Here is a 14,224-nt window from a genome sequence, read left to right as displayed (position 1 = left end):
GGAGAGGGCTGGGGAGAGGGTGTTTCCGCATTGGGACACTCCCCGATGTGGAGAGAGCCCTCACCCGGCGCTTCGCGCCGACCTCTCCCGCAAGCGGGAGAGGTCGCAGCGAGCCCGCGACCAAATCGAGTTCTCTAAAACCTCGCGCGCCTGATCCGCACATAAAGCGCGCCTTCGCCGCCATGGCCGATATGAGCCTCTTCAAATCCAACGACGAAGGCGCGGAATTCGGGCAGGCTGAGCCACTCCGGAACCTGCCGGCGCAGCACGCCGCTTTCGCCGCCGGTCCTTCCCTTGCCGGTGATGACGAGCACGAAGGTGAGGCCGTCGTGATGGGCGCGCTGGATGAAGCCTGAGAGCGCGCGATGAGCGCGCATCTGGGTCATGCCGTGCAGATCAAGCCGCGCGTCGATCTCGCTGCGGCCGCGCGACAGCTTTGTGCGCTCGCGCTTGCCGAGCGGCGCGAGAGGCGGCACAGCCGACTTTGCCACGCGGGGAGCCGGCGTGGGGGCAATGGGCCTTGCAGGCGCCGGATGCCTCGCCGCCGGCGCAGCCGGCAAACCGTCGGAGCGCGCCGCCGCCTCCGCCTTCGTCAGGCGAGGTTTGCGGAGCGGCTTGACCTGCTTGGCAACCGCGTCCCACAGCGCGCGCTCGTCCTCGCTGAGCGCGCGGCGGCGAGGCGAGGGCGGCGGGTCCAGGACAGGCGGGCGGGACGATCGCTTCATTGCGGGCTGGAATGACGGCGCACGTGCTTGCGCTGCTCGCGGGCGGGCTTGATGTTGGGACGCGGCTCCGGCAGTGGCACGGGGCTCGCCACCGCGACGGTGGCATCCTTGGCTTGTGACACGGTGGTCGACGCCGCACCAGCTTTCCCGGATTCAACGGCTTTCGCCGTTTCAGTTTGCGGAAACAGCTTCGCGATCTTCTCCGAGGGTCGCGGATCGGGCAGGGGCAGCCTCGAACCGCGCGCAACGGGATCGAGGCCTTTTGGCACCAGCATCACGAAATGCATGTTGTGGCGCAGCCGTCCCGAGACGCGGCCGGCTTCCTGGCCGGCGCCGAAATAGAGATCGGCGCGAGCGGGGCCGATGATGGCCGATCCCGTGTCCTGCGCGATCATCAGGCGATGGAAGGGCGTCTTCGATTTCTCGGAGTCGATCGGCAGTTCGCCCTCGATGAAGAACGGCGTGCCATAGACATGCAGCGATTTGTCGACCGCAATCGAGCGGCCGGCCGTCAGCGGGATGCCCTGCGCGCCGACGGCCTCGTCCTTGTCGGACAGATTGACCTGGCGGAAGAAGATGTAGGAGCGATTCTGGCGGCGGAGCTCCTTGGCGCCGTCGGGGTTTTGCGCCATCCACTCCCTGATCTTCTGCATCGACATCTCCTCCTTCGGGATGATGCCGCGCTCGATCAGGATGCGCCCGACCGCCGTGTAGGGATAGCCGTTGTAGGCGTCGTAGTTGATCCGGATGGACGAGCCGTCGTCGAACTTGATCCGCGCCGAACCCTGGATCTGCGCGAACAGGAGGTCGGTCGGGTCCTTGAGCCAGGCGAGCTCGAGTCCGCGGCCGACGATCGCGCCATCCTCGATCTCGCCGCGGTCGTAATAGGGCACCAGCCTGCGGCGACCGATCTTGCGGTACACCGGGCCCTTGTTGGGCAGGCTCAGCGCATCCTGCTTGAAGCCGCGCACGAACAGGTTCGAGGGGCGGCGATAGACCGGGACGTTGTAGACATCGGTCTGGACGTGCGAGCCGTCGAGCACCGGCTCGTAGTAGCCGGTCACGAAACCGTCGGCCTCGCCGAGCCGCGAGATCCGCAGCGGCGAAAAATGCTCCTCGAAAAACGTTTTGGCTTTGCTCTCGTCGGAAAGATCGAGCGATTTGGCGATCCGGCACGGCTCGCCAAGCGAGCCGCCGATGGCTTTGGGCTCGACGACCGGCGGCTGCTGCGCGGCGATCGATTTGCAGCTCGCGCGAAACGCCTTGTAGGCCGCGAGATGATCGTCATCGTTCCAGCCGGCCACCTCGGACCAGGCGAGGGGGAAATATTGCGCGCCGGGAATTTCGAACGGCAACGCGAGCTGGGGGTAGGGCAAGGCCCGCGGTGGTGGGGCGGCGATTTCGGGAGCGATGCGGCTGTGATGATGACGGCGCGCCGCTTCAGCGCCGAGTGAAAACGACGACAGCGCGACGGCACCTGCGCACAGCGCCGTCGCACAATTTGTCAGGGCTGACTTAATGCGCGCTTCCGGTGCCAACCAGCTTCCAGTTCGGATCGCGAGAGGTGGTGTCGCGGGCGAAGGTCCAGATATCGGTGATGTCGGCGACCTTGTCGGCGTTGCCGTCGACGATGTTGCTGCCCTTGTCGCGCGTGACCGAAATCATCTGCGAAACGAAGCGGACGGTGAGCTGCGCGGTGCGGTCGCGCATCTCGGCGCCGACCAGCTCGGCCTTGTCGATCGAGACGAAGCGCGTCTCGGTCTTCTGCTCGTTCTTCTCGCGCTCCTTGATCGCGGCGTCGAAGCTCTCGAACACTTCCGAGGACAGGAGGTCGCGCAGCGACCGGCGGTCGCCATTGGCAAAGGCGAGCACGATCATCTCATAGGCGCTGCGGGCGCCCGACAGGAAGTGGCGCGGGTCGAAGGACGAGTCCTTCTCGACGATCGCGTCCAGCCCCTGGCCCAGTGCAGTGCCTGGCTCAGTCAGGCCCTTCCAGCGGTCGGCAGGCTGCGTGACGTCGGCGGTCGGCGCCAGCGGAGCCTGATCGATCACCTTGCCCGGCATGGTCACGACGTTCTTGTCCTGGGCACCCTGCAGCGCATTGCGGGCGGTGCGGTCGAACGGAGGCCGTTCGTTGCCGGTCCGCTGCCCCAGCACGCTGCGCAGGCGCAGGAAAATGAAGACCGCCAGCGCTAGGAAGATGATGGTGTAGATGTCCACGTCGTGTTCGCTCTCTGGTCTCTGCTCAGGGTCTTCGCCGGGAAAATCAGTCCGGCCAGTCAACCGTTCCATACAGGAACGGCAAAGCCACATCACCTTTTTAGGTCCGCATCAGATCCAAGCGATGTAGGCACGAAATCTAGTCCGGCCAATGGCGCCTTTTGGCACAGTGCGAAGTGTAGCGCGTTTTATCCTTAAGGGGAAATCGGATCCTGACTGGAAATCGCGCATCTTCAATCGTTTAAGATGTGCTCCGTCGGGCCAGAACGGGTAAGGGGCCACCCTTTTCGGTGATGTTAGGAGGCCGAATCCGGGGCCGTTCGTCCTTGTGGAACGAGGCGAGCCTATGTTAGCCAACCGGCCGCGATATCAGGCCCATTCGGGTAAGGAGACATTTTCATGACCAACGGAAACGGCACCCCCGAGGCAGGCCAGGCTCCGCAGCTCAACGTGCTGGCGCAATATACCAAGGATCTGTCGTTCGAGAATCCGAACGCGCCGGCCTCGCTTCAGCCGCAGAGCCAGCAGCCCCAGATCAACATCCAGATCAACGTCAACGCCAACAACCTCTCGGAACACGAGTACGAGGTCGTGCTGTCGGTCGAGGGCAAGGCCGAGACCGCGGGTAAGGTGATGTTCTCGTTCGAGCTCGCCTATGCCGGGGTGTTCCGCATCGTCAACGTGCCGCAGGAGAACCTGCATCCGCTGGTCATGATCGAATGTCCGCGGCTCTTGTTCCCGTTCGCGCGCGAGATCATTGCCACCGCCGTGCGCGACGGCGGGTTCCCGCCGCTGATGCTGGATCCGGTCGATTTCGTCGGTCTCTACCGGCAGAACATGGAGCGGCAAATGGCCGCCCAGGGTCAGGTCAAGCCAAGCTGAGGCTGTAGGCCTAGCAATCCGACTGCGTCACACGCACTCTTCCCCCTCATCCTGAGGAGCCCGCCGGAGGCGGGCGTCTCGAAGGATGGCCGCGGGAGAGATCCGGGCCTCATGGTTCGAGACGCGCTTCGCGCTCCTCACCATGAGGGTTTCGTGGCGCACCAAGACCGCACGAAGACTGAAGACTAGAGCCAGACAGCACCGATCAAGTCGGACTTGCCGCCGGCTGGGCGAGATACTCGTTCCAGATCGCCTTTTCACCCATCGTCGCAATGAAGGCCCGGTGGGCCTCGCGCTCGGCCTCGCTGACGCGCGGGGCCAGCGGCGCCGGTCGCTGCCGCCGTGGCGCATCACCATTCGTGCCGACGCGAATCTCCTCGGACTCCGACGCCAGGATGAGCTGCGACTGCCGGGCGCCGATCAAATCGACATAGACTTCCGCGAGCAATTCGGAGTCCAGCAGCGCGCCGTGCTTGGTGCGGTGGGAATTGTCGATCGCATAGCGCGAGCAGAGATCGTCGAGCCTGTTGGACACACCGGGATGCTTGCGCCGCGCCAGCAAAAGCGTGTCGACCAGCCGCTCGCGCGGGATCGCGGCGCGCTTGATGCGGTCGAGTTCGGCGTTGATGAAACTGATGTCGAACGAGGCGTTGTGGATCACCAGCGGTGCGTCGCCGATGAATTCCAGGAACTCGTCGACGATCTCGTGAAACAGCGGCTTGGCCGCGAGAAATTCGCTCGACAGGCCGTGCACCGCAAAGGCTTCCGCCGGCATGTCCCTTTCAGGATTGATGTAGCGGTGAAAGGTCTGTCCCGTCGGCATGCGATTGAAGATCTCGACGCAGCCGATCTCGACCAGGCGGTCGCCGCGCAGGGGATCAAGGCCGGTGGTTTCAGTGTCGAGAACGATTTCGCGCATGATTCTTGAGGTGCCGGTCAGATGAGCGAATCAGCTTCGCCGCTGCGGCATCTTAACGACCTCGGCCAGGATGTGCTTGATCTGCGCGCGCACGGGATCGAGCCCGTGGGAAGTATCCACCACGAAATCGGCCCGCTTGCGCTTCTCGGCATCGGGCAACTGCTTGGCAATGATGGCGTCGAGCTTTTCGGCATCCATGGTGCCGCGCGCCAGCACGCGCTCGCGCTGAAGTTCCGGCGACGTCGTCACCACCACGACCGCATCGACGCGCTTCTCGCCGCCGGTCTCGAACAGCAGCGGAATGTCGAGCACCACAACGGGCGCCTTGCTGGCCTCGGCCTCCGCGAAAAACCTCGCGCGCGAAGCACCGAGCATCGGATGGACGATCTGCTCGAGCTGCTGCATCGCCGCGGCATCTCCGACCACACGGGCCGACAGCTTTGCACGATCGACCTTGCCGTTTCCTGTGGTGCCGGGAAAGGCAGCTTCGATCGCGGGAGCCGCCTCGCCCTCATAGAGCTGATGGACGCCGGCATCGGCGTCGTAGACGGGGACGCCAGCCTCCGCGAACAGTTTCGCGGTGGTGGATTTGCCCATCCCGATCGAGCCGGTCAGTCCGAGGATCAGCATCAGGTCGCAGCCATCAAAGCATGATCCGGAAAAGTGTGACGCGGTTTTCCGGAAAGATCATGCGCAAACAATAATCTAAAGCGCGATGGCGTTTCATCCCCATCTCATTGCGCTTTTGTCGGTTCACACCGCAACTAGACTCTCGCGCCGCAGGAACGCAAGCAGCGGCAACAGCGGCAGGCCGAGAATGGTGAAGTGATCGCCCTCGATCTTCTCGAACAGATGAACTCCGAGGCTTTCGAGCTGATAGGCGCCGACGCTGGTGGTGACAGTATCGCCGGCGGCGTCAAGATAGGTGGAGAGCTCAGCCTCAGTCATTTGTCGCATGGTCATGCGAGCGACCGAAACATCCTCGAACAGCACAGCGTCGTCACGCGCCACGGCAACCGCGGAGTGCAGCTCATGCGTGCGGCCGGCGAGATCGCGCAGTTGCGCCATTGCCTGAGCCCGGCCTGATGGCTTTGTGAACAGCTGCTCGCCGAACGCCAAGGTCTGGTCGGCGCCGACGACGTAACAGCCGGTACATCGAGCAGATACCGCCTTCGCTTTTTCTCGCGCCAGGAGCAGCGCAACCTCACGCGGGCTCGACAGCTTCGAGGCTTCCTGAACGCCGCGCTCGTCGATATCGGCAGGTCTTGCTTCGAACGCGAGGCCCGCATTCGCCAGCAGCATTTTTCGCGCGTTACTTTGCGACGCCAGGATCAACGTAGATTTGCCGCGCCAGAGCGTCATCGCAAAAAACTCATTCCAAAGGCCGGTTGCGTTGCCGGTCCGTATAGAGCTTCATGATCGCAGCCGCCGTTTCCTCGATCGAGCGGCGCGTCACCTCGAGCAACGGCCAATTGTGCTTGGCGCTGAGCTTTCGTGCGAAGGCGACTTCATCTGCCACCGCCTGCTTGTCGATATAGGTGTCGCTGCTGGCATCGGCGCCCATGGTCAAAAGGCGGTTCTGGCGGACCTGGATCAGCCGCTCCGGCGTCGCGTGCAGGCTCACCACCAACGGCCGGGTCAACGTCTCCAATTGCGCCGGCACAGGAATGCCCGGCACCAGCGGCACGTTGGCGGTGCGGATGCCGCGATTGGCGAGATAGATCGAGGTCGGCGTCTTCGAGGTTCGCGACACGCCGACGAGGACGACGTCGGCTTCTTCCAGGCCGTCGACGTGCTGACCGTCGTCATGCATCATCGTGTAGTTCAGGGCATCGATGCGCTTGAAATATTCCGCGTTGAGCACGTGCTGGGCGCCGACACGACCCGTTGTTGCCGCGCCGAGATAAGCCTCGAACAACTGCATCACCGGGCCGATGATCGACAGGCTCGGAACATTGATCTCCTTGCACTTGCCCTCGAGCCGGGAGACCAGATCCTTCTCCAGCAGCGTGAACAGCACGATCCCCGGCGCCTCCTCGATCTCGTCGAGCACGCGATCGAGCTGCTTCTGGCTGCGCACCAGCGGATAGACATGCTCGACCGGCGTGACGTTGGCGTATTGCGCAGCGACCGCGCGCGCCACGGTGATCAGGGTCTCACCGGTGGAGTCGGAAACCAGGTGGAGATGGAAATAATTGGAGGTCGGCACGAAAACTCTTCGATTGAGGGCTTGGGATGACGGTTGGGTGGTTTGTGAATTTCTGTGGAGCTTAACCCCTCGGAAAGGGTTGTGCGACAGGACGTACGGGATAACGGCCAAGTTTCTTCACATCGCTGCCCGGAAGGACAAGTTCTGGGACAGGGCGAAGGGGAAGCGGGACAGCACCGGCAAGCCTTTTCATAAGCTGCCGATAATTTCTCACAAGCCTTTGAAGATGGATGAATTATCCGCGTTCGCTGGAAGCGCGCCGGGCATGTTGATGGATGTGTACAAGCACCCGCAAAAGACCTGACAGCATTGCGTGAGTCCAATCCACCGTCATTCAGACTCAAACCTTAAGAATCTAAGATTCTAGATTTGAGAAGGGCGCTACGGACGGATATGTGTGCGCTGGAAGAACTTAACGAGTTCTTACTATCCCCAGCCACCCCCGCGCTGGGCGCGAATTCGGACTTTGGAAATGCTCGACGAACTCTACCCCTGGATCAAGGCGCTGCACGTGATCGCCGTCATCTCCTGGATGGCCGGCATGCTCTATCTGCCACGGCTGTTCGTCTATCACTGCGAGGCCGAGATCGGTTCAAGGCAGTCAGAAACCTTCAAGGTGATGGAACGCCGGCTGCTCAAGGCGATCATCAACCCCGCGATGATCGTGACTTGGCTCGCCGGGCTCTATCTCGCGTGGTCCGGCCATTGGTTCACCTCGCCCTGGTTGCACGTAAAACTGGCATTGGTGCTGGCGCTGTCCGCGGTCCACGGCTTTTTTTCCCGCTACTGCAAGGATTTCGCTGCCGACCGGCGTCCGCGGACCCAGAAATTCTACCGTATTATCAATGAGGTGCCCACGGTCCTGATGATCTTCATCGTGATCATGGTGATCGTGAAGCCGTTCTAGGCAAAGTTCGAGGGGCGCCGCTCAGCGCTTCGGCTTGCGGAGGGCCAAGCGATTTTCTATATTGTGGCCATCCCCACCCAACGCAGGCGGATGTGGTTGTGTCCGAGCTTCTTCGAAAGCCGGGCGCCGCATCAGGTTTGAAGCCCCACCGGCACTCACCTTGCTAGACCTGCGGACCTTACCTGCTCACGTCCGCATTTTCGAAGCCTCCTCGCACCCCCCTTCCAAGGTTACCCCACAGGACCACCCCAATGCGGGAAATCAAACTCCAAGACCTCAAGTCCAAAACCCCGGCCGAGCTCGTCTCGTTCGCGGAAGAGAATGGGGTCGAGAATGCCAGCACCATGCGCAAGCAGGAGCTGTTGTTCGCCATCCTCAAGCAGCTTTCGCTCGCAGAGACCGACATCGTCGGCGAGGGCGTCGTCGAGGTGCTCTCCGACGGCTTCGGCTTCCTGCGCTCGCCGGACGCCAATTATCTGCCGGGCCCGGACGACATCTACGTCTCGCCGTCGCAGATCCGCCGCTTCGGTCTGCGCACCGGCGATACCATCGAGGGCCATATCCGCAGCCCGAAAGAGGGCGAGCGCTATTTCGCGCTGCTCAAGGTCAACACGCTGAATTTCGAGGACCCGGAAAAGGCCAAGCACAAGGTCAATTTCGACAACCTCACGCCGCTGTTTCCCAATCAGCGTTTCCGCATGGAGATCGACGATCCGACGCGGAAGGATCTCTCTGCGCGCGTGATCGACATCGTTGCTCCCATCGGCAAGGGCCAGCGCGCACTGATCGTGGCGCCGCCGCGCACCGGTAAAACCGTGCTGATGCAGAACATCGCGCACTCGATCACAGCAAATCATCCGGACTGCTACCTGATCGTGCTTCTGATCGACGAGCGTCCGGAGGAAGTCACGGACATGCAGCGCTCGGTAAAGGGCGAGGTCGTCTCGTCGACCTTCGACGAGCCGGCCGTGCGTCACGTCCAGGTCGCCGAGATGGTGATCGAGAAAGCAAAGCGCCTGGTCGAGCATGGCCGCGACGTCGTGATCCTGCTCGATTCGATCACGCGTCTGGGCCGCGCCTACAACACCGTGGTGCCATCATCCGGCAAGGTGCTGACCGGCGGTGTCGACGCCAACGCGCTGCAGCGCCCGAAGCGCTTCTTCGGTGCCGCCCGCAACATCGAGGAGGGTGGCTCGCTGACCATCATCGCGACCGCGCTGGTCGATACCGGCAGCCGCATGGACGAAGTCATCTTCGAAGAGTTCAAGGGCACCGGTAACTCGGAGCTGATCCTCGACCGTAAGGTCTCGGACAAGCGCACCTTCCCGGCGATCGACATCTCGCGCTCGGGCACCCGCAAGGAGGAGCTCATCACCGATCCGCAGGTGCTCAAGAAGATGTACGTGCTCCGCCGCATCCTCAACCCGATGGGCACGATGGACGCGATCGACTTCCTGCTCGACAAGCTGCGCTCGACCAAGAGCAATGCCGAGTTCTTCGATTCGATGAACACCTGAGCTGGTTTGCTGCAATTTTCGCGGAGGGCGCCTTTCGGGCGCCCTTTTGCGTTTATGCTGCGGCTTTGCTGCACGATGGCGCAGCAAAATTTGAATCCGGTTTGCCGCGCTCAAGATGAATTAAGCTATTGATATAGCTACATAATATTTCTATTTTTGGTAGTTCCGAGTTGTCTGGAACCAAAAACATGCAGCAAAATGCTGCGCTTTATATTGCGACGCAATGCGCAGCATTTACTGCGCAAGGAACGTCCTTCCGGCTCGCGAAGAGACGCAGAAATCGCGATTTGCGTTTTGGCGGGCGCGCAGACAAATAGGCCATGCATCCGCGGGACCAGACCATTTTCGCGCTGTCGTCAGGGCGGCCACCGAGCGCCATCGCGATCGTTCGCGTCTCGGGCACAAACGCGAGCCAGGTCGTCACGAGGCTGGCGGGAGCGTTGCCGCGGCCGCGGCTTGCGCATCACGTGTTGCTGCGGGATGCAGGCGGCCAGGCGATCGATGATGCCGTGGTGCTCTGGTTTCCGGGGCCCGCGAGCGCGACCGGCGAGGACGTCGCCGAATTCCACGTCCATGGTGGTCGCGCGGTGCTCTCGGCGCTGTTCGCAGCTATTTCCGATATTCCAAATGTGCGGGCCGCCGATCCCGGCGAGTTCACCCGCCGCGCCTTCGAGAACGGCAAGCTCGATCTCACCGAGGCCGAAGGCCTCGACGATCTCATCCACGCCGACACCGACCGGCAGCGTCGCCAGGCGCTGCGGCAATTGCAGGGATTGCTTGGCGAACGCGCGCGCGACTGGCGCGAGCGAATCATCGAGGCCTCCGCGCTGATCGAGGCCGGCATCGACTTCTCCGATGAAGGCGACGTGTCAGCGGAATTGCTGACGCCGGCGCGCGCGAAGATCAAAGCGCTATATGACGAGATCGCAAAAGTGCTTGCGGCGCAGGGCAAGGCAGAACGTCTGCGCGATGGCCTCGTGGTCGCGATCGCCGGCCCGCCGAACGTCGGCAAGTCGACGCTGATCAATCAGCTTGCGCGGCGCGAGGTCGCGATCGTCTCGCCCCATGCCGGCACGACGCGCGACGTGATCGAGGTGCAGCTCGATCTCGACGGCTATCCCGTGACCGTCATCGACACCGCCGGCATTCGTGAGACCGACGATCCCGTCGAGCAGGAAGGCGTGCGTCGCGCCCGCGCGCGAGCGGCGGATGCCGATCTTGTGCTGTGGCTGGCGGACGTCGATCGCAGCGAGGAGGGCGGGCCGGCCGGAACCGCGCCGGTCTGGACAGTCCGCAACAAGATCGACCTTCGCCAAGAGGCCTTGGAAGAGACTTTGCAGGAGACCTTGAGGGAGACCTCGAGCGCGGCCTTGAGGTCGGAGGCGAAGAAGGCTAAGGGGCCTGACCCGCGCGCGCGAACGTTTGCGATCTCGGCGCGGCGCGGTGACGGCCTGCCCGAGCTGATCGCCGCGCTGGTCGAGTTCGCCGTCGAGTTCTTCGGATCGAGCGAGGGCGCGCTGGTGACCCGTGCCCGGCAGCGCGACTTGTTGAGCCAGGCCGGCGGCTCGTTGGAGCGGAGCCTCGATCTCCTCGGCGAAGGCGAGGAGCTCGCCGCTGAGGAACTTCGCGCTGCCGCTTACGCGCTGGGCCGGCTGCTGGGGCGGGTTGACGTCGAGGACGTCCTCGGGGCCATTTTCCAAAAATTCTGTATCGGAAAGTAGCGCTAGTTCTTCATTGTAGAACTATCGCTTGTTCCAGTGGGTTCGCTGTCTCACGCGAAACACGGGTCGGTTCCGGTCCGCTTGACGCGACACATTGAGGGACCTGGTCAGCGCTTTGAGGTTTGGCGTGGCAGGCGGTTTGACGTCGTCGCGCGAGCGCTCACGGGTGAGCGGGATGCGGCCTCGATCCCGTCATTGCGAGGAGCGCTTGCGACGAAGCAATCCAGGATGTCACCTACGGACGATTCTGCATTGCTCCGCTGCGCTTGCAATGGCGTCGTTTGGCGCCAGACCTTCCCCAGCGAACCCAACTTGTTTCACGTGAAACACCGGGTGCCCCGTGCCTTCTACTTTGCATGGGGTTGTTTTGCGAAAAATGCCTCACGGCCGAGCGTCTCTGTTTCACGTGAAACAACCGTCTCACCAGTTTCCACTTCCGGCTTCATCGTCCCTGGGCTAGAAGTCCGCCTATGCGGACAGAGCGAGAGAGTTTCGACGTCATCGTGATTGGCGGCGGCCATGCCGGCTGTGAGGCCGCTGCTGCTGCTGCCCGGATGGGTGCGACGACTGCTCTGGTGACGCACCGTTTCTCGACCATCGGTGCGATGTCCTGCAATCCCGCCATCGGGGGTCTTGGCAAGGGCCACCTGGTCCGCGAGGTCGATGCGCTCGACGGTTTGATGGGCCGGGTGGCAGATGCCGGCGGCATTCAGTTCCGGATGCTCAATCGCCGCAAGGGTCCAGCCGTCCGCGGACCCCGGACGCAGGCTGACCGCAAGCTCTATGCGGCCGCGATGCAGGCTGCGATCCAACAGACCGATGGCCTCAGCGTGATTGAGGGCGAGGCGGACGAACTGATGGTCTCGGACGGTCGCGTCACCGGGCTCCGTCTGGCCGATGGCCGGATGATCCGGGCAGGGGCCGTCGTGGTCACTACCGGCACCTTTCTACGCGGCCTGATCCATCTCGGTGAGAAGAACTGGCCGGCGGGGCGCGTCGGCGAGGCGCCGGCAATGGGGCTGTCGAAGTCGTTTGAGCAGGCGGGCTTCACGCTGGGCCGGCTCAAGACCGGCACGCCGCCGCGCCTCGACGGCACGACGATCGACTGGTCCGCCGTGGAAATGCAGCCAGGAGACGATCCGCCGGAGCCGTTCTCGGTGATGACGGAGCGGATCACGACCCCGCAGATCCAGTGCGGCATCACCCGGACCACCGCTGCGACCCATGAGGTGATCCGGGCCAATGTGCATCGCTCGCCCATGTATTCGGGCCAGATCAAGAGCACGGGGCCGCGCTACTGCCCGTCGATCGAGGACAAGATCGTCCGCTTCGGCGATCGGGACGGCCACCAGATCTTCCTGGAGCCGGAAGGGCTCGATGACCCGACCGTTTATCCCAACGGCATCTCGACCTCGCTGCCGGAGGAGATTCAACTCGCGATCCTCGCCAGCATCCCCGGCCTGGAGCAGGTCAGGATGGTCCGGCCGGGCTATGCCATCGAATACGACCATGTCGATCCCCGCGAGCTCGATCCGACCCTCCAGACTAGGCGGGTGCAGGGACTGTTCCTGGCCGGACAGATCAATGGCACGACGGGATATGAGGAGGCTGCGGCCCAGGGCATTGTCGCCGGCCTGAACGCGGCATTGGCCGCGAGTGGGGCGGCGCTCACGGTATTCGACCGGGCCGACGGCTATCTCGGGGTTATGATCGACGACCTCGTCACCCGCGGCATCTCCGAACCCTATCGGATGTTCACCTCGCGCGCCGAGTATCGGCTGACCCTGCGGGCGGATAATGCCGACCAGCGTCTGACCGAGAAGGGCATCGACCTGGGATGTGTCGGCAGTGCCCGGACGGCGCACCATCGCGCCAAGATGGCAGCGCTCCAGGCCGCCAAAGCGCTGTCAAAGTCCTTGACGCTGACGCCAAACGAAGCGGCGCGACACGGGCTGTCCCTGAACCGGGACGGCCAGCGCCGGTCGGCCTTTGAGCTGTTGGCCTATCCGGATGTCGGCTGGGGCCAGGTTCGTGGCATCTGGCCGGAGCTGTCGGCCATTGACCCTGGGATCGCGACCCACCTTGAGATCGACGCCAAGTACGATGTCTATCTTGAGCGCCAGAGCGCCGACGTCGAGGCCTTCCGGCGGGACGAGGGGCTGGTTCTCGCCGATGTCGACTACCAGTTCGTGCCCGGACTCTCGAACGAGGTGCGGGCCAAGCTGGAGAAGGCACGACCCTTCACGGTGGGGCAGGCGGGCCGGATCGACGGCATGACGCCGGCAGCGCTGGGCATCCTCGCCGCGTATCTGCGCCGTGAGGCACGACGCAAGACTTCCAGGGCGACCGCTTAGGCGTTTCACGTGAAACAGCGCGGACCGGCCGGAGGCAAATCCAAGGGCAAATCCTCATCGCGGCGACCTGACACGGGAGAGGGGGCCCGGAAGACGGCGCCGTCACCAAACGCGGAGGCGCTAGATTCGGGGCTGGCGGCGGACAAGGCTGCAGCCCTCGAGCTCGCGCCCGTTTCACGTGAAACGGAGATGCGCCTCGATCGCTACGTCGCGTTGCTCCGGGAGTGGCAGGCCAAGACCAATCTGGTCGCGCCTTCGACGCTGCCGCATCTCTGGACCCGCCACATCGCCGATTCGCTCCAGCTCGTCTCGCTCGCACCATCAGCAAAGCGCTGGGCCGATCTCGGCAGCGGCGGCGGCTTTCCGGGTGTGGTGCTGGCCTGCATGATGGCGGAGATTCCGGGCGCCAGTGTCCACCTCGTCGAACGAATCGCGAAGAAGGCCGCCTTCCTGCGCGAAGCGATCCGAATCGCCGGCGCTCCGGGGGTCGTACATCTCGCTGAGATCGGGGATAATGTGGATAGAATCACCGGCCCGGTCGATTGCGTCACCGCGCGCGCACTGGCTCCGCTACATCAACTCATCGGCTTTGCGGAACCCTTGGTGCGTAGCGGTGCAAAAGCGTTGTTTCCCAAGGGCCAAGATGTAGAGGCTGAATTGACCGAAGCCGCTAAATATTGGACTATTCAGCCCAAGCTCCATCAAAGCCGGACGGGCGACGGTTGGATCGTGGAGCTGGACACTATCCAGCGGCGTGGGTGAGGGCCCGG

The 14,224-nt window shown here is 63.3% G+C and carries 13 protein-coding genes; 6 read left to right on the top strand and 7 right to left on the bottom strand.

Translation table 11 applies throughout. From position 1 onward, the window contains the following. Positions 1–134 precede the first annotated feature (134 nt). Genes SO180_RS18805 through SO180_RS18795 form a run of 3 tightly spaced genes read right to left on the bottom strand, consistent with a single transcriptional unit; the run spans position 135 to position 2,945 of the window. A complete protein-coding gene (locus SO180_RS18805) occupies positions 135–725 on the bottom strand; it encodes a Smr/MutS family protein (protein ID WP_449380324.1) in 591 nt (196 codons plus the stop codon). After that, positions 722–2,263 carry a murein transglycosylase A gene (mltA, locus tag SO180_RS18800; RefSeq protein ID WP_449380323.1) on the bottom strand — a complete coding sequence of 514 codons (1,542 nt, stop codon included), beginning with the start codon at positions 2,261–2,263 and terminating at the stop codon, positions 722–724. The genes SO180_RS18805 and mltA overlap by 4 nt, the downstream gene beginning before the upstream one ends. Beyond that, entirely contained in the window at positions 2,241–2,945 is a 705-nt protein-coding gene (locus SO180_RS18795) for a Tim44/TimA family putative adaptor protein (protein WP_449380322.1), read from the bottom strand. Before SO180_RS18795 ends, mltA begins: the two co-directional genes overlap by 23 nt. Positions 2,946–3,344: 399 nt before the next feature. Here SO180_RS18795 and secB point away from each other — a divergent pair, with 399 nt between their 5' ends. Next, positions 3,345–3,827, top strand: a complete 483-nt coding sequence (secB, locus tag SO180_RS18790; protein WP_449380321.1) for a protein-export chaperone SecB — start codon at positions 3,345–3,347, stop codon at positions 3,825–3,827. Positions 3,828–4,032: 205 nt separating this feature from the next. Here secB and dnaQ read toward each other — a convergent pair whose 3' ends face one another. The 4 genes from dnaQ to SO180_RS18770 all read right to left on the bottom strand — a co-directional run bounded on the left by dnaQ (position 4,033) and on the right by SO180_RS18770 (position 6,955). Continuing rightward, positions 4,033–4,746: a DNA polymerase III subunit epsilon gene (gene dnaQ / locus SO180_RS18785; RefSeq protein WP_449380320.1), complete on the bottom strand. Its 714-nt coding sequence runs from the start codon at positions 4,744–4,746 to the stop codon at positions 4,033–4,035. A 30-nt stretch (positions 4,747–4,776) separates the two neighbouring features. Beyond that, complete coding sequence (gene coaE, locus SO180_RS18780) at positions 4,777–5,376, bottom strand: dephospho-CoA kinase (protein ID WP_449380319.1); 600 nt, start codon at positions 5,374–5,376, stop codon at positions 4,777–4,779. A 123-nt stretch (positions 5,377–5,499) separates the two neighbouring features. Then, the gene (locus SO180_RS18775) at positions 5,500–6,108 is read right to left on the bottom strand and encodes a Maf family protein (RefSeq protein ID WP_449380318.1); all 609 of its coding nucleotides are present in this window, start codon (positions 6,106–6,108) and stop codon (positions 5,500–5,502) included. Between the two features lie 10 nt (positions 6,109–6,118). Beyond that, the gene (locus SO180_RS18770; RefSeq protein WP_449380317.1) at positions 6,119–6,955 is read right to left on the bottom strand and encodes a pyruvate, water dikinase regulatory protein; all 837 of its coding nucleotides are present in this window, start codon (positions 6,953–6,955) and stop codon (positions 6,119–6,121) included. Between the two features lie 472 nt (positions 6,956–7,427). Between SO180_RS18770 and hemJ the strand changes: the two genes are divergently transcribed. The 5 genes from hemJ (at position 7,428) to rsmG (ending at position 14,216) form a co-directional block, all read left to right on the top strand. Continuing rightward, positions 7,428–7,862, top strand: a complete 435-nt coding sequence (gene hemJ, locus SO180_RS18765; RefSeq protein WP_449380316.1) for a protoporphyrinogen oxidase HemJ — start codon at positions 7,428–7,430, stop codon at positions 7,860–7,862. Positions 7,863–8,113: 251 nt separating this feature from the next. Further along, positions 8,114–9,379: a transcription termination factor Rho gene (gene rho, locus SO180_RS18760; RefSeq protein ID WP_027525104.1), complete on the top strand. Its 1,266-nt coding sequence runs from the start codon at positions 8,114–8,116 to the stop codon at positions 9,377–9,379. A gap of 320 nt (positions 9,380–9,699) precedes the next feature. After that, on the top strand, positions 9,700–11,100 hold the full coding sequence (gene mnmE / locus SO180_RS18755; RefSeq protein ID WP_449380315.1) for a tRNA uridine-5-carboxymethylaminomethyl(34) synthesis GTPase MnmE: 1,401 nt from the start codon (positions 9,700–9,702) through the stop codon (positions 11,098–11,100). Between the two features lie 470 nt (positions 11,101–11,570). After that, positions 11,571–13,454: a tRNA uridine-5-carboxymethylaminomethyl(34) synthesis enzyme MnmG gene (gene mnmG, locus SO180_RS18750; RefSeq protein ID WP_449380314.1), complete on the top strand. Its 1,884-nt coding sequence runs from the start codon at positions 11,571–11,573 to the stop codon at positions 13,452–13,454. A gap of 132 nt (positions 13,455–13,586) precedes the next feature. Further along, a complete protein-coding gene (rsmG, locus tag SO180_RS18745; RefSeq protein ID WP_449380344.1) occupies positions 13,587–14,216 on the top strand; it encodes a 16S rRNA (guanine(527)-N(7))-methyltransferase RsmG in 630 nt (209 codons plus the stop codon). Positions 14,217–14,224 lie beyond the last annotated feature (8 nt).

It is taken from the genome of Bradyrhizobium sp. UFLA05-112, from assembly GCF_053572325.1.
This window is presented reverse-complemented; position numbering and strand designations above follow the sequence as displayed.